The sequence below is a fragment of the Nocardia sp. A7 genome, from assembly GCF_046549215.1.
Lineage (GTDB): Bacteria > Actinomycetota > Actinomycetes > Mycobacteriales > Mycobacteriaceae > Nocardia.
In genome coordinates this window covers 1150734-1172516 of record NZ_JAJPWE010000002.1, presented here as the reverse complement: position 1 = coordinate 1172516, position 21783 = coordinate 1150734, and the positions used below count along the sequence as shown (strand labels likewise).

The 21783-nt window shown below is 66.8% G+C and carries 22 protein-coding genes; 11 read left to right on the top strand and 11 right to left on the bottom strand.

Annotation, left to right across the window (positions count from 1 at the left end; translation table 11 throughout):
* Positions 1-18: 18 nt before the first annotated feature.
* On the bottom strand, positions 19-921 hold the full coding sequence (locus ACLJPD_RS16850; RefSeq protein ID WP_410873115.1) for a TauD/TfdA dioxygenase family protein: 903 nt from the start codon (positions 919-921) through the stop codon (positions 19-21).
* A 141-nt stretch (positions 922-1062) separates the two neighbouring features.
* On the bottom strand, positions 1063-1554 hold the full coding sequence (locus ACLJPD_RS16845; protein WP_410873114.1) for a hypothetical protein: 492 nt from the start codon (positions 1552-1554) through the stop codon (positions 1063-1065).
* A 382-nt stretch (positions 1555-1936) separates the two neighbouring features.
* On the opposite strand from ACLJPD_RS16845, the gene ACLJPD_RS16840 reads away from it, so the two are divergent.
* Positions 1937-2464, top strand: a complete 528-nt coding sequence (locus ACLJPD_RS16840; protein ID WP_410873113.1) for a TerD family protein — start codon at positions 1937-1939, stop codon at positions 2462-2464.
* An 8-nt stretch (positions 2465-2472) separates the two neighbouring features.
* Here ACLJPD_RS16840 and ACLJPD_RS16835 read toward each other — a convergent pair whose 3' ends face one another.
* On the bottom strand, positions 2473-3978 hold the full coding sequence (locus ACLJPD_RS16835) for a hypothetical protein (protein WP_410873112.1): 1506 nt from the start codon (positions 3976-3978) through the stop codon (positions 2473-2475).
* Positions 3979-4221: 243 nt separating this feature from the next.
* On the opposite strand from ACLJPD_RS16835, the gene ACLJPD_RS16830 reads away from it, so the two are divergent.
* The 7 genes from ACLJPD_RS16830 (at position 4222) to ACLJPD_RS16800 (ending at position 11002) form a co-directional block, all read left to right on the top strand.
* On the top strand, positions 4222-4491 hold the full coding sequence (locus tag ACLJPD_RS16830; RefSeq protein WP_410873111.1) for a hypothetical protein: 270 nt from the start codon (positions 4222-4224) through the stop codon (positions 4489-4491).
* A gap of 14 nt (positions 4492-4505) precedes the next feature.
* Positions 4506-6338, top strand: coding sequence for a glutamine--fructose-6-phosphate transaminase (isomerizing) (gene glmS, locus ACLJPD_RS16825; protein ID WP_410873109.1), 1833 nt, complete (start codon positions 4506-4508; stop codon positions 6336-6338).
* Between the two features lie 40 nt (positions 6339-6378).
* Positions 6379-8847 (top strand): aminopeptidase N, encoded by a 2469-nt coding sequence (pepN, locus tag ACLJPD_RS16820; protein WP_410873107.1) that lies wholly within the window; start codon positions 6379-6381, stop codon positions 8845-8847.
* A 150-nt stretch (positions 8848-8997) separates the two neighbouring features.
* On the top strand, positions 8998-9159 hold the full coding sequence (locus ACLJPD_RS16815; RefSeq protein WP_410873106.1) for a hypothetical protein: 162 nt from the start codon (positions 8998-9000) through the stop codon (positions 9157-9159).
* A gap of 51 nt (positions 9160-9210) precedes the next feature.
* Positions 9211-10008, top strand: a complete 798-nt coding sequence (locus tag ACLJPD_RS16810; RefSeq protein WP_410873105.1) for a SigB/SigF/SigG family RNA polymerase sigma factor — start codon at positions 9211-9213, stop codon at positions 10006-10008.
* Positions 10009-10121: 113 nt separating this feature from the next.
* Positions 10122-10409 carry a hypothetical protein gene (locus ACLJPD_RS16805; protein WP_410873104.1) on the top strand — a complete coding sequence of 96 codons (288 nt, stop codon included), beginning with the start codon at positions 10122-10124 and terminating at the stop codon, positions 10407-10409.
* A 119-nt stretch (positions 10410-10528) separates the two neighbouring features.
* Complete coding sequence (locus ACLJPD_RS16800; protein ID WP_410873103.1) at positions 10529-11002, top strand: hypothetical protein; 474 nt, start codon at positions 10529-10531, stop codon at positions 11000-11002.
* A 27-nt stretch (positions 11003-11029) separates the two neighbouring features.
* Here the strand turns inward: ACLJPD_RS16800 and ACLJPD_RS16795 are convergent, their stop codons facing one another.
* From ACLJPD_RS16795 to ACLJPD_RS16780, 4 genes are all read right to left on the bottom strand, one after another.
* On the bottom strand, positions 11030-11713 hold the full coding sequence (locus ACLJPD_RS16795; RefSeq protein ID WP_410873102.1) for a PAS and ANTAR domain-containing protein: 684 nt from the start codon (positions 11711-11713) through the stop codon (positions 11030-11032).
* A gap of 26 nt (positions 11714-11739) precedes the next feature.
* Complete coding sequence (locus tag ACLJPD_RS16790; RefSeq protein ID WP_410873101.1) at positions 11740-12945, bottom strand: glycoside hydrolase family 76 protein; 1206 nt, start codon at positions 12943-12945, stop codon at positions 11740-11742.
* Between the two features lie 146 nt (positions 12946-13091).
* Complete coding sequence (locus ACLJPD_RS16785; protein WP_410873100.1) at positions 13092-13760, bottom strand: TetR family transcriptional regulator; 669 nt, start codon at positions 13758-13760, stop codon at positions 13092-13094.
* 62 nt (positions 13761-13822) lie between these two features.
* On the bottom strand, positions 13823-15148 hold the full coding sequence (locus ACLJPD_RS16780) for a lipase family protein (protein ID WP_410873099.1): 1326 nt from the start codon (positions 15146-15148) through the stop codon (positions 13823-13825).
* Between the two features lie 307 nt (positions 15149-15455).
* On the opposite strand from ACLJPD_RS16780, the gene ACLJPD_RS16775 reads away from it, so the two are divergent.
* Positions 15456-16490, top strand: a complete 1035-nt coding sequence (locus ACLJPD_RS16775; protein WP_410873098.1) for a MauE/DoxX family redox-associated membrane protein — start codon at positions 15456-15458, stop codon at positions 16488-16490.
* 173 nt (positions 16491-16663) lie between these two features.
* Positions 16664-17014, top strand: a complete 351-nt coding sequence (locus tag ACLJPD_RS16770; protein ID WP_410873097.1) for a calmodulin — start codon at positions 16664-16666, stop codon at positions 17012-17014.
* Between the two features lie 73 nt (positions 17015-17087).
* Here ACLJPD_RS16770 and ACLJPD_RS16765 read toward each other — a convergent pair whose 3' ends face one another.
* A complete protein-coding gene (locus ACLJPD_RS16765; protein WP_410873096.1) occupies positions 17088-18632 on the bottom strand; it encodes an MFS transporter in 1545 nt (514 codons plus the stop codon).
* A gap of 116 nt (positions 18633-18748) precedes the next feature.
* On the opposite strand from ACLJPD_RS16765, the gene ACLJPD_RS16760 reads away from it, so the two are divergent.
* A complete protein-coding gene (locus ACLJPD_RS16760; protein ID WP_410873095.1) occupies positions 18749-19759 on the top strand; it encodes a glutathione S-transferase family protein in 1011 nt (336 codons plus the stop codon).
* A gap of 4 nt (positions 19760-19763) precedes the next feature.
* Here the strand turns inward: ACLJPD_RS16760 and ACLJPD_RS16755 are convergent, their stop codons facing one another.
* The 3 genes from ACLJPD_RS16755 to ACLJPD_RS16745 are packed head-to-tail and all read right to left on the bottom strand — an operon-like array spanning position 19764 to position 21759.
* Positions 19764-20138 carry a hypothetical protein gene (locus tag ACLJPD_RS16755; protein WP_410873094.1) on the bottom strand — a complete coding sequence of 125 codons (375 nt, stop codon included), beginning with the start codon at positions 20136-20138 and terminating at the stop codon, positions 19764-19766.
* 3 nt (positions 20139-20141) lie between these two features.
* Complete coding sequence (locus ACLJPD_RS16750) at positions 20142-20798, bottom strand: hypothetical protein (RefSeq protein WP_410873093.1); 657 nt, start codon at positions 20796-20798, stop codon at positions 20142-20144.
* A gap of 40 nt (positions 20799-20838) precedes the next feature.
* Positions 20839-21759: a D-alanyl-D-alanine carboxypeptidase family protein gene (locus ACLJPD_RS16745; RefSeq protein ID WP_410873092.1), complete on the bottom strand. Its 921-nt coding sequence runs from the start codon at positions 21757-21759 to the stop codon at positions 20839-20841.
* Positions 21760-21783 lie beyond the last annotated feature (24 nt).

The following is a 21783-nucleotide window of genomic DNA, read 5'->3' as shown; positions in this document are numbered from 1 at the left end:
CTCGGTGATCGCTGATGGCTATGCCGCACGCTCGAGCGGGGCGGCGTACGGCTCGGCGTTGCCCGCGATCACGGTGCTCGCCGTGCCGTCGACCCCGACCGGGATCTCGCCGCCCAAGGTGATGCGGGTGAGCCTGCGGTGTTCGCTGCCGTCATAGTCGTCGATGGCGTAGTGCTGGGTGGCGCGGTTGTCCCAGATCGCGACGTCGCCCAGCGACCAGTTCCAGCGGGTGGTGTGCTCGAGACGGGTGATCCGGTCCTGGAACAGTCGCAGCAGGGCCCGCGACTCACTGCCCGACACCCCGACGAGCTCCTTGACGAAGCAGCCGAGGAGAAGGGCACGCTCGCCGGTCTCGGGGTGGACCTCCACCACGGGATGCTCGGTCTCGAAATAGGTGGACTCGAATTCGCGGCGGTAGGCACGGTCGGTGTCGGCGGACCGGTCCTCGATCTCGGCGGCGTAGTCGTAGCGGTTCGAATGCCGCGCGCGCAGGCTCTCGGCGAGACGCTGGAGTGGGGTCGGCAGTGAGTTGTAGGCGGCGACGGTGGAAGCCCAGGTGGTCGAACCGCCGTAGCTGGGCAGCGTGACCGCGCGCAGGATCGAGGCCTTCGGGACGCGGTCGACGAAGGTGACATCGGTGTGCCAGACGTTGGAGCGGGTCTGGTGCGAGTCGATGGCCAGGCTCTTCGCACCGGCCGAGGTGACGGTCGGGTGCGGGGTGGTCGGAGTGCCGAGCAACTGCGCGAATTCGTACTGCCCGTCCTCGGTCAGGTGGTGCTGGCCGCGAAAGAAGAGCACCTTGTGCTCGGCGAGCGCGGCGCGCAGGGCGTTCACCGACAACGCGTCCAGCTCGCCGCCCAGCCGCACCCCGTCGATCCGCGCACCGATGTGCGCACCCAGCCTGACCACATCGACAGACATACGAAGGCCTTTCGCTCGAACCCGGACGATCTGGTCACACCAAACCACCGGGAACTGGCCCGCGACCAGCATTGAACTCAGGCTGAGCCGAATCGGCGATCGCGCAACTCGACCTGGGCAGCAGGCCGCGGCGCGACGGAATTACGGTATGCGCATTTCCGACGCGTCGTGTCCCGGCGATGTCCGATCACTGAATCGTTGCTCGGCGGCTTCGGCTGACGGCGCGCCGATCTCCCGGGCGACCGCTCCCCACGACGCGCCTGAGGCGCGCACGAACCGGACGGCTTCGACGAGCCGCTGCTGCGCCGCGACCGTGTCCTCGAACGCCAGACGGACCGGGATCATCGCCTGCATCTCGAGCTGGTGGTAGTCCCATTCGGCCAGGACCGAGCGGGCCAGGTCGGCGTCGAGGCGGCCGGTCGCGCAGTGCAGCACGCGAGCGGAGGGGGCGTGGGCGGCCATGCGGTCGGTGCGTAGCCAGGTTCGGCCGTGCCAGCCTCCGCAGGAACACAGTGCCCGCCAACCGATCACCTCCTCCTCTCGGCGCGAGCACCGATCGTCGAAGGGCAGCGGTGGGGCGTCGGCAAAGATATCGGCGACCCATCCGCGATGGCTGTCGAGCAAGCTGTTCATTTCTGACTCCGATGTCGAATCCGAAAAGCTCGATCCCGAACCGGCCGGTCATGAGGCGATCGCCGGGGATTCGGTGTGTGGGACGTCTACTCCCAGATATTGACCATCGACCTCATCGACGCCGACGGCAACCACTTCGCCGCATTGTTGTACCTAGTCACACAATGCCCGGTCCTCGCCTGTGCCCCGCGCGCAGCAACGCGGTCACGGTGGCTCCGCGATCTGCGTCATCCCCGGCCGCGGCGTTGCCCAGGTGTTTACCGGTGGGCATGCCGGGAAGTCCGTCGGTAGCGTGGCTCGGGGTCGGTCGAGTGGATTCGTTCTCGACAACCGTCGCATCGTCTCGATGCTGCGGGATCGACCGTTCGACAAGGAGCACCGCATGACCGAACCTCTTGCCCACCTCACCTTCGGCCTGGGATGGGACCCCGCAGCCGACACCACCGCGTCGGCCCTGGCCAGCAAGGACATCGACCTCAATGCCGCGGCGTTGGCGTTCGTCGGCGACAACTTCACCGACGTCGCCTATCACGAACAACTGCTCTCCCGCGACGGTGCGCTGCGTCACCACGGGGACAGTGTCACCGGTGACGGCGACGGCGAGAACGAGGTGATCGTGGTCGACCTGACACTGCTCGATCCCGAAGTCACCACGATCGTGTTCCTCGTGACCTCCTACTCCGGCCAACGATTCAGCCAGATCGACCGCGGCTTCTGCCGCATCGTCGACAACGTCACCGGCATCGAGTTGGTCCGTCTCGAACTCGCCGAAGTCGGCCTGTACACCGGCATCGTCTTCGGCAAACTGCACCGCTCCCACCAGGGTTGGGCCTTCACCCTGATCGGCCAGCCCATCGTCGCCCAACACCTCGTCGACGCCGTCCCCCAACTCGCCACCTACCTCGGCTGAGGGCGGCGCTACTCCGCCAATCTGTCGCGCGCCCGTAGTCGCGCCTCGAGGGCGTCGAGCACGTTCGCCACGTCCGCGTCGAACTCCTGTGCCAGCATTTCGAGCAGCGCCGCACCGATCAGCACGAGCGTGGTGAAGACGACGGGCGCGATGGGTGCGATGGCTTCGAGCACGGGGCGGGTCCGGGGCGCACCGCCGCGATGCCAGGCCTCCAGCAGTGCCAGTGCGCCCTGCAGATAGATCGGCGGTTCCGGTCGGGCGCTCAGGGCGGGGACTGCTCGATCGGCCGCGCGGCGCGCGATATCGGACGTCGCCTCGGCGCCGGGGGCCATCGCCTCCAGCGCGCAACCGGCCAAGCGCAGGACCCCGTCGAGATGGTGCGGGGTGTAGTGGGCCGATTCCGGGATCTGGTCCCAGGGCAGGCGCAGCACGCGCAGCAGGTCGACGGTGATCGCGGTGGGCGAGGGGGCCTGCGCCGTCGCGGGGGACGATCCCGACGTGTGTTCGACACCGAGCATGATCTCGAGCCCGATTGCCGATGCCATGAGATCGCCGCGGCCACAGCGGGATTCACGTCGATGGCGGCGATCCTCGACCAGCAGCCAGCCGACCGTCTGCGCGTCGGCCGGCCGCAGCAGTTTCGCGTCGGCCTGCCAGCCGTTCGCGGTGTCGCACCGCGACAGCGCGCAGACGAGATCGGCCATGACGTGATTGCCGGTGACCAGCGTCGGCTGATGCCGTGGACGGCGCGACACCACCGGAAGATCGCCGATCCTGGCCGACGGGGAAACGAACGACATCGCGGTGAGCGCCGCTGCCGCCGTTCGCGCGGCGGACACGGCGTCGGCGGCGTTGGTGCGCAGCAGCGCGCGATGGATCGAATCCGCCAGTGGGTCGACGCCGAACTCCGCATAGTGCAGCAACAGCCAGGCCAGCGGCATCTCGCCGAGGACCGGCGCGAGCCGTTCGTTCAACTCGTACAGCAGCGCGGCCGACTGTTCCGGGCGACGAGACCGCGGCGCTTCCCCGGTGAGGTCGCGCCATTCCAGCAACGCCAGATAATTCGGCAACAACAAGCTATCGACCAGTTCACTCACCTGCGTGATGACGAATTCGAAATCCAGCTCCGTCATCGTGGCCGGACCGACCACATTCTGCACGGGATTTCCGTCGAACGGATCGATACCGGATTCACCCAGCGCGAGATCGAAGAACAACTCCGCGTGCCCGAGCCTGCCGACGACCCGGCCGACAAAGGGCACCACCCCGCCCTCTTCCACCGTGGTCGCCGCGCCGAGAAGGCAATTCACCATCGCACCTTCAGCTTTCGCGTGCGCACAGAATCTCCGCAGCCGTTGATGCACGGTATCGTCGGCATCGAAACCCGTCTGCACGATCTCTTCGGCAATCGTCACGATCGCGGCGTCGACGACATATTCGGGTCGGCTCCCGGCTTCGTCCGAGGCCGGCGCGGGGCCGGCGAAATAGAGTCGATCACTGAATGCGTCGCCCATTCGTCGCCTCACCACAACCTCCACTCGGATGCGCAGTATGCCGTGCCTCTGCCAGCCTTCCAGCAAATTGTTCGCAAGTCGCGGCTCACACCTCACAAGGCGATAACAGCATCGGCCTGGCGTGCACACACTGCGCCGTCTGCATACATGCCACTGTCGCCATATAGCCGTTTCGAAGGTATCTGTGCCCGAATCCGGGCAGGGAAGTTGGTTAACCCGGTCGGGCGGGGCATGATCGTTCGAGTGAATGACGGGGCACCTACCGAGCTGGTCCGCTACGTAGTGGCGTCCACCGGCTTGCCCGAACGCGTGGCAGCCCGGGTGGTCGCCGACATCGTCGGCTACTTCGACGAGACGGCCGAGCAGTTCGTTCGGCGCAGGCACGCCGAGCTGCAGGCACGGGACATGCGCAACGCCGAGATCTGGCGACAGCTCGACGCCGAACTCGCCCAGCGCCCGGTCGCGGCCCCGCCCTTCACCGAACGGCAACTACGTCGCATCGTCTACGGGTAAGGAGTTCGTCACGCATGTGTGGAATCGTCGGATACATCGGTCACCGCCAAGTTGTGCCCGTGCTGCTGGAGGGACTGCATCGGCTCGAGTACCGCGGCTACGACTCGGCCGGATTGGCGCTGCCCCATCGCGGGAAATTGCGCGTGTGCAAAACGCGGGGCCGGGTACAGGAGCTGCGCGACAAGTCCGACGCCACTCCCCTGCGCGGCACCGTCGGCATCGCACACACCCGCTGGGCCACCCACGGCGAACCGAGTGATGCCAACGCGCATCCCCACACCGATGCCGGCGGCCGAATCGCCGTGGTGCACAACGGTATCGTCGAGAACGCCGAACAGCTGAGGGCCGAGCTCACCGTGCTCGGCATCGAGCTGGTCTCCGACACCGATACCGAGGTGATCGCCCACCTCATCGCCCGCGAAATCGAGGAAGCCGAATCCCTCGAGGACGCCGTTCGCGTCGCACTGCACCGGATCCGCGGTACCTACGGGCTGCTGGTGCTCGACGCGCGCCGTCCGACCGAGCTGGTGGTCGCGCGCAACGGCAGCCCGATCGTGCTCGGCGTCGGCGACGGTGAGATGTTCGTGGCCTCCGATGTCGCCGCCCTCGTCCACCACACCCAGCGGGTGGTGTTCCTCGACGACGGCGAGCTCGCGACGATCCGCGAAGGCGAATTCCGTACCAGCACACTGGGAGTCGACTCCGAGCAGACCGACAAGATCCCGACCACCATCGACATGGTGGCCGAGGACTACGCCCTCGGCGGCTTCCCCGACTTCATGCGCAAGGAGATCGCCGAACAGGGCGAGGCGGTGCGCAGAGCGCTCCGTGGCCGCCTCGACGACCGCTTCGCCACCGCCCACCTCGGTGGGCTGAACATGGACGCCCGCGAACTGCGCGGCATCAGCAAGGTCGTCTTCCTCGGTTGCGGCTCGGCCTATTACGCCGGTCAGCTCGGCGCCCAACTCGTCGAGGAACTGGCCCGCATTCCGGCCGTCGCGGAGCCCGCCTCGGAGTTCCGCTACCGCAATCCGGTCGTCGACCCCGACGCGCTGTATGTCGCGATCAGCCAGTCCGGCGAAACCCTCGACACCCTCGCCGCGGTGCAGGAACTCCAGCGCAAGGGCGGCCGGGTGATCGGTGCCGTCAACGTGGTCGGCAGCGCGATCGCTCGCCAGTGCGGGGCAGGGGTGTTCCTGCACGCGGGCCCGGAGATCTCGGTCGCCTCGACCAAGGCACTGACCAACATGACCGTCTCCTTCACCATGCTGGCCCTGCTGCTCGGCCGCGTCCGCGATCTCTCGGCCGCCGACGGCAACCGCATCGTCGAGGGCCTGCGCGCCCTGCCGGCCGCCATCGACCAGGTCTTGACCGACGAGGACGCCATCGCCGAGATCGCCCATCGATATGCCAAGGCCCGCAGCATGTTCTTCATCGGACGGGTCCGGGCGTGGCCGGTCGCTCGCGAAGGCGCGCAGAAACTCAAGGAGGTCTCCTACGTCCACGCCGAGGCCTACCAGGCCTCCGAGCTCAAACACGGTCCGCTGGCCCTGATCGACCCAGAGATGCCGAGCGTGGTGATCGTCCCCGACGACGAACTCCTGGCCAAGAACCTCAGCACCATCGAACAGATCAAGGCACGCGGTGGCCCGGTCATCGCCGTCACGAACGCGGACCTGCCACCGAACGCCGCCGACGAAGTGATCCAGGTTCCGCGGGTCGCACCGGAATTGGACCCCATGCTGCTGACGATTCCCCTGCAGCTGCTCGCCTATCACACCGCCATCGCCCTCGGCCGCGACGTCGACAAACCTCGCAACCTCGCGAAAAGCGTCACCGTGGAGTAAGACGTCACACGACGACGGTGACGACTGGCAGGATCGAGGCGTGCACACCGCGAACCTGACCCGCTCCGAGACCGCCGCGCGATCGGCGACGGTCACCGTCCGCGCCTACCACGTCGAACTCGACCTGTCGGCGGCCCCGGATCAGACCCGGGAAGGTTTCGCCACGACCACGACGGTCGAGTTCGACGCCTCCGTCGAGCAGACGTGGCTCGACTTCATCGGTCTGTCCGTGGAATCGCTGACCCTCAACGGTGCGCAGGTCGCGGTCGAGTACGACGGGGCCCGGCTCGTGGTCGACGGCTTGTCCGAGTCGAATGTGGTTGTCGTTCGTGGCACCGGTGCTTACAGCCGATCGGGTGAGGGGCTGCACCGATTCCTCGATCCGGTCGACGACCAGACCTACCTGTACACCCAGTACGAGCCCGCGGACGCGCGGCGGGTTTTCGCCTGCTTCGAACAGCCGGATATGAAGGCGCCGTTCACCTTCGCGGTGTCAGCACCTGCCGGTTGGGAGGTCGTGTCGAATCGGCCGTACGCGGCGATCCAGAACAACGGCGTGCTGCAGAATGTCGTGTTCTCCCCCACCCTGCCGATCTCGACATACATCACCGCCATCGCGGCAGGCCCGTACCATCGGGTCGAATCCTCGTGGGCACGAGGCGAACTCACCATCCCGCTCGGGATCTACTGCCGCGCCTCACTGGCCCGTTACCTGGACGCGGACACCATCTTCGAGGTGACGGCGCAGGGTCTGGACTTCTTCGCCGAGCACTTCGACTACCCGTATCCGTGGGGCAAGTACGACCAGGTGTTCGTGCCCGAATACAACCTGGGCGCGATGGAGAACCCCGGGCTGGTCACGTTCACCGAGGCCTACGTGTTCCGTGGTGCGGCCACCGCCGCGCAATACGAGGGCCGGGCGAACACGATCCTGCACGAGATGGCGCACATGTGGTTCGGCGATCTCGTCACGATGGTGTGGTGGGACGACCTGTGGCTCAAGGAATCCTTCGCCGACTACATGGGCGCCCTGGCCAGCTCCGAGGCCACCGAGTGGACCGACGCCTGGGTAGCGTTCGCGAACCGCCGCAAGGCCTGGGCGTACCTGCAGGATCAGCTGCCGACCACGCATCCGATCGTCGCCGACATCACCGATCTCGAGGCAGCCAAACTCAATTTCGACGGCATCACCTACGCCAAGGGCGCCAGCGTCCTCAAGCAACTGGTCGCCTATGTCGGTAGGGAACAGTTCTTCTCGGGTGTGCGCCGGTATTTCCGGACGCACGCCTTCGGCAACACGACCCTCGACGACCTGCTGACCGAATTGTCCGCGGAATCCGGCCGCGACCTGGCGGGCTGGGCGCGGGCCTGGCTGCAGACGACCGGCATGTCCACGCTGACCCTCGAAGACGGTGCGGTCGTGCAAACCGATCCGCGCCCGCACCGGCTCGCCGTCGGGCTCTACGACTTCGATACCGCGGGCGAGTTGGTGCTTCGCGAGCGCGTGGAACTCGACATCGTCGACGAACACACCCCGGTCGCCCTCGCCACCGCTCCGCTCCGGCTGCTCAACGACGGCGATCTCACCTACGCGAAGGTTCGCTTGGACGCGGATTCACTGGCCACCGTCCAGAGTTCGCTCGATCGGGTGGCCGATCCGCTGGCGCGCGGGCTGATCTGGTCGGCGCTGTGGAACGCCACCCGCGACGGCGAACTCGGTGCCGACCGCTACCTGGCCATGGCTCGCGTTTTCGCGCCAACCGAAACGAATATGGCGTTGCTCACCGCCGTCCTGGCCAACGCCTCCTTCACCATCGGCCATTATCTGCCCGATCCGGCACGGGACCGGTGGCGTGGCGAGTGGCTCGAAGCATGCTGGGCCACGCTGCATTCGTCGGCGCCCGGTTCCGGTGCGCAGCTCGCGTGGGCACGTGCGACGGCCGCCGCCGCCACGGTCGACGGCCGCCGTGCCACCGATATTCGCGCGATCCTGCTCGACCGGGCACCGACCGGTCTGGCCTTGGATCCTGATCTGCGCTGGTCGCTGTGGACCGCGCTGGCCGCGACCGGCGAGGCGACGGCCGACGACCTGGACACCGAACTCGACCGCGACGACACGGCGTCGGGTCGAACCGCGCACCTGCGCGCACTCGCGGCGCGACCGCAAGCGCAGGTCAAAGCTGCGGCGTGGGACTCAGCGCTCAACGACACCACCCTGACCAACGACCACCTCGACGCCACCATCGACGGCTTCCGCGCGGGTCGACACCGCGAGCTGATCGCGCGCTACGACGGCGAGTACTTCGCGGCGCTGCGCACGGTGTGGGATCGACGCAGCATCGAGATCGCCCGCCGCATCGTGGTCGGGCTCTTTCCCGCCGCCGATTCGCTCGACGGGGTCGATCGGTGGCTCGCCGCGAACGCCGACGCGCCGAGCGCGTTGCGTCGCCTGGTCGTCGAACAGCGTGATCACCTCGCGCGGGACGTGCGCGTGCGCACGGTGAATTGACTGTTCCCCTTCTCACGAGGGGTTAAACATTTAAGTCCTGAATCGTCGTGCCGTCAACCCCTGTCGACCGATAACGGTTTAATAACCTCCGCGACGGTGAACCCTTCATCTATGACCACCTCACGTAATCGAACAACGAGTACGCCGAGCATGGATCTGACCAGCACCACCATCATGTTGGCCACCTGCGTGTTCTTCCTCTTCGGCCTGACCGCCCTGACCGGATCGCTGCCCGCCGCGCTCTTCGGCGCCGTCAGCCTGTGCGCGGGAATGGTGATGACCTTCAGAACGCTCGGCCCGCACAGCCTTTAGGTTCGCCTCCGCAGTACCCGGTGAGTATTCGAAGGCCAGGAGCTGATCACGATGTCCCAGACCACCAACAACAGGACCTACGAACACGCAGAACCGTTGTTCTCGCACTGGGCTCTGATCGATCCGAGCAGCCCCGAATACGACGTCGTACGGGCACAGATCATCGAGGTCTGTCTACCGCTCGCCGAGCACATCGCCCGCAAATACGCCGGTCGCGGTGAGATATTCGACGACCTGCTCCAGACTGCGCGCCTCGGCCTTGTCATGGCGGTCGACCGCTACGACGTGACCACCGGATCACCGTTCCTCGGCTTCGCGGTGCCCACCATCATGGGTGAAGTGCGCAGGCACTTCCGCGATCACCTCTGGCCTCTACACGTGCCGCGGCGCGAGAAGGAACTGCAGGGCAAGGTGCGCGTGGCGACCGACGAGTTGAGCCGTCGGCTCCAACGCTCCCCCACCGCGCACGAACTCGCCGCCGAACTCGAGGTGACAGTGACCGATATCACCCGCACCCTGGTGGCGGCCAACGCATTCCAGACCCGCAGCCTCGACACTCCCGCACACGAGGGCGAGAACGATCCCGGCATGACCGTCGCCGACACCTTCGGCGCCATAGATCCGAGCTACCGCCTCGCCGAGGACACGATCACCGTCGCGCCCCTGTTGGCACGGCTGTCACCCGAAGAACAGCAACTGCTGGTCTGGCGGTTCTACGACTCCCTCTCGCAAGGCGAGATCGCCGAACGCCTCGGTGTCTCGCAGATGAGCGTGTCCCGCAAACTCACCCGATTGCTCGGCAGTTTGCGCACAGAGGCCATCGGCGAACAACCGGTACCGGCGGCCTGAACCAACTCGCACCGGCCCAACCATTGACTGTGCGGTTGCTGGGCTGCACTGTTGATGGGAGCAGAACCTCGCGCGTGTCGTGGCGATGTCCACAGGGCCGGAAGGTGCGATCGATGACGATGCGTGGTCGGCGGAATCGACGGGATCGACAACTGCGCGAGGTGCGGGAGATTCGGGCCCGGCCACGTCACCAGACAGCACAATTCTTGCTGTCGGTGTTGATGGTGGTCTGGATCGGGGCCGGGCTGCTGGCCGCCGTGCAGCGAGACTATTTCACCAACACCCCGGTCAACTGCGGCGACTGGGGCACGATCGGGCTCACCGTGCTCGCAGGCCCACTCAACTACCTGGGCGTGAGTCCGAGGGTGTCGGAATGTCAGCTACCGGAACCGAGCCCTTGACCGCTGCCGGACGAGTTCGCGGCCGCTGATCCGTAGTCCGGCGCCGCACTGACTACGCTGGCAGCAGCCCGCATCCGGGCAGTGATGCAACACTCACCGACCCGCGAGGAGAACCACCCATGTGGCCGTCCGACTGGCCTTCGTCGGCCCGAGCCATCGCGACCGCCGTCGAGGCCGCGGTCACCGCGGCACGGGACGCCGACGAATCCCGGTTCGGCGCCGCCACCGCCGACCTGGCCGAACTCCCCGCCGACCAGGTCACCTCGGTACTGGCGGCGATAGTTCGAGAACTGCTCGAGACCGCCCACCCCGACGGGCTCACCGGCGACGATGTGCGTGCCGTGCTGGTAGCGGTCGTGCGGCGAGCGTCAGCCTGGCTACCTCGACTCGACGCCGCCGCGGTGTTCAGCGCGCTGGCCGGGGCGCTCGGGATCGATGAGTCGCAGGATCCGGACGGCGGCCGCACCGATCCCCAACCCGCGGCGGTACTGCTGATCGAGTACCTCGCCGACCTGGCCCGGACACCGCCCCACGAGTCCGTGCAGCGGGCCATCGACGAGATAGCCCGGGCCGAAACGGTCGAAATGCCTTGAGCGGTCCGCTCGTTCTCCGATTCCGCCTCAGCCCTCGCGTCGAGGCTGGTGAACCGTCAGCAACAGGTGGTCGAAGCGGGTACGGCAACCCGGAAGTTGGGGGTTGATCGACCGGACACCCTCGACGATCTGCGCAGCGATGTCACGCAACTTGACGTTGGTCTCCTGTGAACGCCAGCGCAGCACCTTGAATGCCTGCTCAGCGCTGATTCCGTACATGAGGATCAGCGCGCCTTTGGCCTGTTCGATCTCCGCCCGAGCCTCGAGGAGTTCCGGCACGGTCTCGTCGAGAGCTTCCCGGCGTTCCTCCTCGAGCCGTTCGGTGACGTCGATGAAGTGGCCCGCCGTGCCGATCACGACTTCGTCGTCGTCGACCAGATGATCGCCCACGACGAGGACCTCGTGAATCCGGCCCGCGGTGTCCACGATCCGATGCCGACCGCAGACCGGGTCGCCCGCGTTCACCGCGGCGTCGACGGCCGACCCCAGGTCTTCCTGATCCTCGGGGTGCTGATGGGAGAGCAACAGCTCGGTGGTCGGCTCGACTTCACCGGGCTGATAGCCATAGATGGCGGCCAGCTCGTCCGACCATTCCCACCGACCGTCAGCGAACCAGAAGCGAAACGTCCCCACCCCCGTGCAGGCTTCGGCACCGATTACTGTGCTGATCACGGCTGCCGCATCCGGCGCGGACTGTTCATCGAGGCTCACAACGAACATTATCCACCACCCCCTGGTCAGCGGCCCGCGGTGGTGAGGCGGTAGTCCGCTTCCATGAGCATCCAGCCGCTCAGTTGCACCGAGAGGTCGCGGCTGAGGTTCACCGACGACGCCGCGGACACGTCTGCGAGCTGGAGGAAGATTCCCGGCTGCTCCGGCACCGTCACCGGGCGGGCCCAGTCCGCGCCGAACAGCGGCAGGCCGTTCACCTCGGCTCGATTGGCCCAGGCCGCCCGGGCAGAGGCGTGCACGATGTTCGCCGCGGTCGTGTCGCCCAGTGCCAGTGCGGTTTCGGCGAGATAGCGCGCGAGAATTCCCATGAAGAGTCCCGAGTCGTTCGCGGCGGCCGCGGCGATCACTCCCGCGTCGGTGAGCCGGTTCTCGACTGCGGCAACCAGTGCCGCGGCGCGCTGCTGGTGGCCCGATTCGCCTGTGCGCAGCGCCAATTCGGTTTCCAGGCCGATGGTCACGCCCTGGCAGTAGGTGTGGATGGTCCGGTCCACCTGCCCGCCGGGCTCATGGACACCATCGAGGATCAGGCCGCTGTCGGTGTCGAGCAGGCGCGTGTGCAGGAAATCGGCCAGTTGGCAGGCGCGGGGAAGTTCACCCAGCCGTGCCAACGCGATGCCGGTCGGGCCGATCGCGGGGGTGTTGTAGAAGTCGTCGCCGTTGCGCCATGGCACGGCACCCACCTGCGGGTTCCAGCCCGCGATCAGCGCGTCGCGCAGATCCCCCGTCGCGTCGTCGAACCGGATGCCGAGCAGCCGTTCGGCACGCTCGAGCGCCAGTGCCAACCACCCCATGTCGTCGTAGTACCGATTGGTCCATCCGGTGACATTGCGCGCTCGGATACCGCGGGCGAGGGCGACGACCCGGTCGATGCGCTCGGGGGTGCGGGTGCGGTGCGCGGCATCGATCGCACAATCGAGCAGGTGTGCTTGCCACCAGTAACACCATCGCCCGAGCATGGACCGTTCCGTCAGGTCCGCGGGCCACGTGAGCACCCCGAGCCGATAGTCCCCCAGCCCGAGCAGCGAGCGCACGTGTCGCTGCACGATCGCCTGTTCCGCCAGGTCCGCGCGCTCCCCCGGACCGACGTCGACCGAACGGTTCCGGGTGATCGTCCCCGCCTGTGTCGGCTGCGCCACCACGGTCAGCGCGATCGCCGCCCCGGCCGCGCACAGCACACTACGCCGGCTGAACTCACGGTCGCGGCGATCCATCCGCTCGGACTCCCCCTCCTGGACAACGGCGTCGGCGCCGAAGCCCCAGGGTCCCGTGCCGGGATTGCCAGAGCTTGAACTGCTCCGGTTGGCCGTGAAAACGTTTGGCGGAACCAGCAACCGAACCAGCCTGGGCCCGAGCACGGCTACGACTCGTCGGTTTCGGTTCCCGGGGAGTACGGCGAGCCGAAATCGGAGACCCATTCGAACGGCGGGGCACCGGACTCGCCGGTCCGCCGGGCGGCTGCGGCGAACGCGGCGTTGTTCTGTGTCAGCCGGACGATGGTGCGTTCGAGCGCGGGCAGGATCTCGGTGATCGCGAGGTCGCCGTGCGCGAAGCGGGTCAGCAGGGCGTAGACCATATTGGTCAGCACCAGTGCGAGATCGGCGGCGTACTCCTCGTCGAGGCTGACGAACATCGTGCTTACGGCGGGCAACACCGCGGCGAAACCCTGGGCGTCGAGTCGCTGCCCACCGGGGCCGGATCGGGCGCGTGAGTAGGCGGCCAGCATCCGCGGGTGCCGCTCCCACGGTTCGAATATGTAGCGGGTGATCCTTTTCAGCACGTCGGCGAGAGATTCGTCGGCTCGCGGCGGGTCGAGTTCGGTGTAGGTATTGGTGGCCATCCACTGCGCGACGGCGGCCAGGACAAGCTCGTCCCGGTTGGGATACAGCTTGTAGACCGTGGTCAGCGAGACGTGGGCGACACCGGCCACCCGTCGCAGCTGAACCGCGTCGTAACCCTCCGACTCGAGCAGCGACAAGGTGGTTTCGGTGATCTTGCGCGCAGGATCACCTTCGCCCTTTCTGGCCACCAGGTCACACTAGTACATCGGCTTGTGTCGGCACCGAACCGATTCAGCTGCGAATCTTCTGTTCAGTTGAAGCTGCAGCCGGAAGCCGGCTTGTCCGCAAGGCGATCGAGAAGATAGATGAACGCGTTGTCGGGTCCGAAACCGTCGATGATCTCTGGCCCGAAGTGGTTCGGGATGGTGGTGCCGGGCAGGATCGGCGGCAGATCGTTCGTCCGGAAGGTGACTGTGGCGCCCTGGCCGCACCAGTCCTCGGCGAGGCGGCGGGCCTGGCCGTAGGGGACGGTGTCGTCGTTGAGACCACTGGTGATCAGGACCGGGGTGGTCGGAGTGGAGTTGCCGATGCGTAGTTCCGCGAGTACCGGTGCGGCTTCGGGCATTTCCCTGAGATGCTCGGTGAGCGAGCGACCGTCCCTGGTCAGCGAGTTGGTCTTCAGGAAGGGGTAGGTGGTGATCAAGTCGACGATGCAGGCGTTGCTCAGCGTCTCGAGCATCGCGCGCCCGTGCGGGCTGACGACCTGGTCGACCGCACGCTGCAGCTCGGGGTAGCGCGCGAGCATGCCGTTGACCGCGAACCCGATCGCACCGCCGATCAGCGCGCCATCGATCTTTTCCAGGATCGCGGGCAGGTCGGCGACCGGTCCACCGGCCCAGGTGCCTTTGAGGTTCAGTTCCGGCGCGTAGCTCGGCTGCATCTCCGCGGCGGCCGCGGTAGCGCCACCGCCCTGGGAATAGCCCCAGAGCACGACCGGTGTCTCCGGTCCGACCCCGCCGAGGTTGTTGGCCGCGCGAACTCCGTCGAGGATGGCGTGTCCGCTCTCGAACCGATTGGCGTAGGTGTGAATGCCGGGCGTGCCGAGGCCGACGTAATCGGTCACCAGCACTCGCGCGCCCAGGCCGCTCCACACCACCGACGACGGCAGCTCCTGGTTCGCCGAGAGCCCCAACGGCTCGGTGGACACCGTCATCCCGGTCGAGAACGCCATCGACATCGCGCAACGGTCGCCCTGACCCGAGGTGCCGGGACCGATGACCACCGTCGGCCGTGGGCCTGCTCCGCGCCATTCACCGGTCGGTTCGATGTAGGTCCCGCTGACGCCGACGGGGGACCCGTCCTGCAGCTTCGTCGTGTACATCACGTGCTGCGCCCGGCCCGGCCATCCCTGCTCGGTCGGCGGAGTCAGGACCAAGGTCATCGGCGCGGTCTTGATGATCGCGCCCGGTTCCTGCGGAATCCGGTCCGGCGGTGTGTAGAACGAGCTGACCGGATCGGCCGCCGCCTCCCGCGTCTGTGTCACCGCACCGGCCACCGCCGTCGTGGCAGCCAACACCAACACCGCGACGATGCGCCCGGCCTGTGGCCGCATCCGTCGAAGATCCTGTCGCTTCATCGCAACCTCTCAGTCGACACCACTGCCTGCGTCGTCGCCGCAGTGATTCAAGTCGCCGGAGATACAGATGATGATGCCTGTCACACCAGCGCCGAAAGAGAGTAACACGGTTACTACTGATGATTCACATACGGGCTCGCGGGTCCACGGCCAACTGCGACGCGGGGTCGCCGAAGATCATCACCGTGATCGGCGACGCGCTCGCCGAGGCCGACACGAGCACCGCCCGATACGAATCTACCTGCGTGGTGAAGGCTGTTCCAGCAAACCAGATTTCACACCACTTCGCCTGTGGGATGGTGCCGGAATGCTGATCGAATACGGAGTGTGGGGTTCGCGATTGGTACTGGCCGGGGCCTTCGGACTGTCGACATGGGGGAAGTTGGCGGACAGGCCCGCGACACGGAAGGCGTTGGTCGACTTCGGGATACACATCAGGTGGGCACCCTGGGTGGCGGTCGGGTTACCGGTGATCGAAGGGTTGGTGGCGGTGGGGGCGGTGCTGCCGTGGACGGCGGGAATCGCGGGCGCCGTGTCGGTTCTGCTGCTGGCGGTGTTCACCGCGGCGATCGTGCGGTTACTGCTGCGGGGCGAGCACCCGAACTGTTCCTGTTTCGGTGCGGCGAGTGCGGGGCCTATCGGGCCGGTGACACTGGTGCGGAACGGACTCCTGCTGGCGCTCGCCGCACTGGTCACGGTGGGCGCACTGAGGTATCCGCAGGTCCCCGCCGGTTTGCCGGCCGAAGCCACGGCAGGGCTCGCGCTGATCGCGGTGCTGACGATGGTGGTGATCTGGACACTCGGCGAGTTGCACGATTTACGTCGACGGGTCGACGAACAGGCCATGTCGACGCTCGGCGCCGAGGGCCTGCCTGTTGGCGCCGTGGCCCCCGAGTTCGAGTTGCAGGCGGTTGAGGGCGGGCGGATCAGCCTGGAGTCGCTGTTGTCGCCGGGGCGAGCGGTACTACTCGTTTTCGTCCATCCCGGGTGCGAAATGTGCGCGGCGCTGGCCCGTGAGCTGCCCCGCTGGCAGTCGCGCGTCCGGGAAACGCTGACGATCGTGCTGGTCGGCAACGGTGATCTCGCCGAACACGCCGACTGGGGCCGCCGACAAGGGGTGGGCGATATCCCGGTTCTGGTGCAACAGGGCAACGAGGCGGCCCTTCGCTACCGGGTCAGGGGGACGCCGTCGGCGGTACTGATCGGTGCGGACGGTCGGGTCGCCGGCGCTGTCGCCCGGGGAGCTATGGCGGTCCGCGAGTTGATCATCACCTCGGGAAAGGCGAATTCGGGGCGGCGGTCACCGCGTCGCGAGGAGCTCGCCGCAGGGACGCGCCGATGAGCGCTCGCCGTTGCCCCGTTTCACGCACAGAAACCGACTGATTCCCTAAACCTGTTGCTTACCAACATCATTCATCGGCAATGCGCGCATGTGGCCGCGAATCGGCCGATACACTCGACCTCGCAACACGCTCGACTCCCGCTCGCTCGGACACATCGACAAGGGGAAATGTCATGGCGCTCTTTGCATTCACCGACCACAGCGAAAAAGAGTTCGTTTTCCAGCTCAACAATGAACAACGGATCGCCGAGGCGCGTCGGATCCTGTCCGGCGAGGAGACGATGTCCACCCACGTCATGGGCAGGATCCGTAAGACCAAGCAGAGCTACAACCCGCAGTGGAGCTTCCACCTGGACCCCGACACCATCACCTTCTTCACGATGGCCATCGAAGTGTGCGATTCGAGCATCCCGTACACCGACGACTTCATCGACGAGGCGTGCGGCGCGTTTCTTCCCGGCTGTTTCTGGTGCCCCTGGTCCTCGCGACTGACTCGTGAAGTGACGGCCTCGGTCACCGCCTGACCTGGGTTCCGGCCGACGCACCGAGCGTCGGCCGGAACTCCCGTCGAATCAGGGCTTGTGGGTGATACGCGGTCTAGGTGGTGGCTTTACGGTCACGTGGCCCGTCGAGCGCGGTGAACGCCGCCGCGGCGAGGATCATCAGCGCCGACACGAGCAGAGCCACGTCGAGGCCATGATGGAATGCGACCTTGCCGGTGTTGAGGACCTCGGTCACCTTCGACAGGTATTGCAGGTACGGGCCGATGTCGACGCCCTCGGGGATCTTGCCGAGTTCGACGGCGCGGATGGCGTCGGGCTGTAGCGAGGTCGGCAGACCCAACTCGGTCATGCGCGCCTTCAGGTCCGCCGAGAGGAAACCGCTCACCAGAGCACCGAGCACCGCGACACCGAATGCCGAACCGACCTGACGCATCGTATTGGTCACCGCGGCAGCCATTCCCGAGTGTTCGGCCGGAACACCCGACATCACGGCCGAGGTCAGCGGTACCACCGCGATCCCGAATCCGAAGCCCGCCACCCCCATCGCGGCCGCCAGCCATGGGTCGCTTATTTCACCGGACAGCATGTGGCGGGTCAGCAAAATCCCGCCGGCGCCGACCACACAACCGAGGATCATGGGGGCGCGGGCGCCACGCCGACCCACCCACCAGCCCGCGACCAGGGACCCGATCACGATCGTGGCGGCCATCGGGGCGAAGATCGTCGCGGTGCGCGCACCCGAATACGACTGCATCACTTGCAGATACAGCGCGGTGAAGAAGAAGATCGAGAATATGCCGAAGTACACGGCGAAGGCGACCACCAGCGCACTACGCACCGCTGGTAGGCGCAGGTACCGGAAGTCGAGCATGGGTGCGCGCGCCCGCATTTCGACGGCGATGAACGCGGCCAGCGCCACGGCACCGAACGCGAACAGGGCGAGCACCGCGGGAGCGGTGTAGCCCTGATCCTGACCCAGAATCGCCGCGTAGATCACCGAGCCGAAGGCCGCGGCGCCGAGCACGGCACCGGCCCAGTCGATGGGCTCGGGGCGCGGGTCGGAGCTTTCCGGGATCGACCACGCCGCGGCGACCAGCGCCACCGCGGCGATCACCAGGTTGAACCAGAAGATCGAACGCCAGCCGTACGCATGAACCAGCACACCGCCGAGGACCGGCCCCGCCGCGAGCGCGAGACCCGACACCGCCGCCCACACACCGATCGCCTTGGCCCGAGCCCGATCGTCCGGGAAAACGTGGCGCAGCACCGACAGCGTTCCGGGCTCCGACGCCGCGGCTCCCAGACCCATGATCGCGCGCCCGGCGATGAGCACCGCGACGCTGCTCGCCAGCGCCGACACCACCGACCCCACGCAGAAGATCAGCAACCCGATGATCATCACCCGCTTGCGCCCCCACCGGTCGCCGAGCGATCCACCCGCCAACATCAGCCCGGCGAACACGACGGTGTAGGAGTTGACCACCCACTGCAACATCGTCACATCGGCACTCAGATCACGCCGGATGTCCCCCAGCGCCACACTCACCACTGTGGTGTCGAGGAATGTCACGAACACCACTACCGCGACTGCGGTCAGCGCGATGCGCGGACGCGCCGCCCCGCCCGGCGCTTTGCCCATCGGTATCACGGGGCACACGCTACTGGTGGGTTCATCCGGGCGCCAGATATACGGCGACCACCGGAGGTGAACGCTCGCCCAACGAATTCGGTACTCGAATATGCGAGACTGAGGAGGTGAGCGATGCTGATGCGGGCACTTACGTCGAGGCGGGCGAGTTTCGCCGCGACACCAACTACATCACTACGCGGATCACCGCCGATGGACGTGATGGTTACGCCGTAGAGCCCGGTTGGTACCGGCTCGTCGCGGCCAGGGCCTGTCCGTGGGCCAATCGCACGTTGATCGTGCGCAGGCTGTTGGGCCTGGAATCGGTGTTGTCGCTCGGGCTGTGCGGGCCCACCCATGACAAGCTGAGCTGGACCTTCGATCTGGATCCAGGCGGGGTCGATCCAGTCCTCGGCATCCCTCGGCTGCGCGATGCCTACCTGGCGCGGTTCCCGGATTATCCGCGGGGAATCACAGTTCCCGCAGTGGTCGACATCGCGACCGGCAAGGTCGTCACCAACGACTACGCGCAGATGACCCTCGATTTCTCCACCGAATGGACCGCCTATCATCGGCCGGGAGCACCGCAGCTGTATCCCGAATCGTTGCGCGCGCAGATCGACGAGATCAATCGAGAAGTGTTCCGCGACATCAACAATGGTGTCTACCGGTGCGGTTTCGCCGGCGATCAAGAGGCTTATGACACCGCCTACGTTCGGCTGTTCACCGCGCTCGACCGGCTCACCGAACGCCTGAGCAGCCAGCGCTACCTGGTCGGCGACACCATCACCGAGGCCGACGTGCGGCTGTTCACCACGCTGGCTCGCTTCGATCCCGTCTATCACGGCCATTTCAAGTGCAACCGCACCAAACTCAGTGAGATGCCGGTGCTGTGGGCCTACGCCCGCGACCTGTTCCAGACCCCCGGCTTCGGCGACACCATCGACTTCGGCCAGATCAAAGAGCACTACTACGTCGTGCACCGCGACATCAACCCCACCGGAATCATCCCGGCGGGCCCGGATCTGTCGAATTGGCTGACCCCGCACCACCGTGCGGAACTCGGTGGACGCCCCTTCGGTGACGGCACCCCACCACCGCCGCCGTTGCCCACCGAGCAGGTTCCCGCGATCGGCTGAGCCGTCAGCTGTCACGCAGACGTTCGACCTGCTCGTCCGCGCTGTCGGGTCGGCGTCCGGCAAGCCCGATCAGGGCACCAAGCACGACCAGGGCCGTCAAGATCAGCACGTGCGCACCGAGTAGCGCCAGCATGGGCAGTGCGAAACCCTCGTCGGTGAGGACGCCGCGCTCGCTGACGCAATACAGCGTGTAGTTGATCGACCTGCCTTCGGAGTCGTAGAAAGTGTCCGAGACGACCATGGGTTCGGTGGTCGGGGCCGAGCAGAACAGGGGTGCGGTGAGTTTCGCTTCGCCCGGCCAGATGGCAACGGCGACCAAGATGGTGGCAAAGGCGGCGGTGACGACAATCGACACGGCCGACGCCAGAACTCCTCGCATGCGCTATACCTGCTGCATCCGCAGGAATGTGCCGGCGCGATCGAATTCGGCGACCAGCTCCGAGCGTGGCGACAACACATTGGCGACGATGCGGATCTCGCGGCCGAAACGGCTCACCACGATCACGGTCACCTGGCCGTCGACCAGCGCGCTCCGCGCACGGGCGGTGTCGACGATCTCTTCGATCCGCGACAGCCCCGGCACCTCGCTGACGGTAAAATTCTCACCGTCGAGGTCGTCGGATGCGGATACCCGGACCGGGCGTGGTGCGCTGAGCTCGCCGAGGGTGAACGAGTAGTCGTCGAGTTGCCGCGAACGATCAGGTGGTCGAACGCGCAGCCGGACGGTGGGTGACGAAGTGGCCAGCACAGCATCGTCGGCCATGAACCGGGTGATCTGGGCGGGTTGGTCGCGCAAGGTCAGGCGGAACTGGGTCGAGTTCGGTGGGCTGAGGATGATGACGTTCACTGCGGGGTCGGTGGCGCCGGTGCGCTGGGCGAGCGCCGCGACCGCCTCCTGCGGCAGCGCGCTCACCAATCCGCCGCCGCGCGTGCGCATCTGATCCTCGAATTCGGCCCGGTCCACCGCGCCTACGCAGCCACCGGTACTGCCGAGCACGACGACACACACGAGGACCCGGAACCATTTGCCACGGTGCACATCCCGAATGCTAAGCGCTGCGCCCGGATCGTGCCGGTTCTCAGCCGCCGACCGGTTGCAGTACGCGCAGGATCGGGTCGTAGGCCCAGTTCAGCATGCGTTCCGCGTCGTCTCGCGCCGCGGCGCTGCTGTGGTCGGAGCTGTGCAGCACCACCCCGATCAGCGGAATGCCCGCGCGGACGGTCTCGAACAGCAGGCAGTGTCCGGCGGCGTTGGTGTTGCCGGTTTTGAGGCCGATGGTCCCGGGATACTCGTCGAGCATGCGGTTCGTCGTTTCCCAGTGATGTTCGCGGTTGGCGGGTCCGGCGGGAACGTGGAAGTGCCGCGCACCGACGATCTCGCGGAACAGCGGCAGGTTCATCGCACGCACGCCCAGTGCCACGAGGTCGGCCGGGGTGGAATAGGTGGAGTGGTCGGTGGGGTACGGCATGCCGGCCGGGTCGCTGAAATGTGTTCCCGCCAAACCCATGACGCGCGCGGTGTCGTTCATTCTGGCGAGGAATCCGCCCTGACCGGGACCGAACGACTCCGCGACGGTGTAGGCGGCGTCGCAGCCCGACGGCAGGAGCAGCGCGTACAGCAGTTGGCGCGCGGTGAGCACCTCGCCGGGAACCAAGCCCGCGGTGCTCCCGTTTTCCCTGGCGCAATAGGCGCCGGCTTCCTGCGGCACCGTCACCGGCCGCTCGAGGTCACCGCTGACGATCACGACCACCGCCGTCATCACCTTCGCGATACTGGCGATCGGGACCGGTGTGTTCGCCTCCCGTGACCACACCACCGTCCCGGCGAGCCCCTCGGCCAGTGCCGCACCCGAGGCCTGCACACCCTCCGGCCCGGCCGCGGCCCACGGCAGCAGACCATCAGCACTCCCGGAGGGTGCGGCCCCCGCAACGCCGTGACCAGCCGCGACGACCAGCACCCCAGCAGTGACGGCGTGCAACATCTTGACGAGTGTCCGCATAGCGACATTCTGGCGCACAACTAC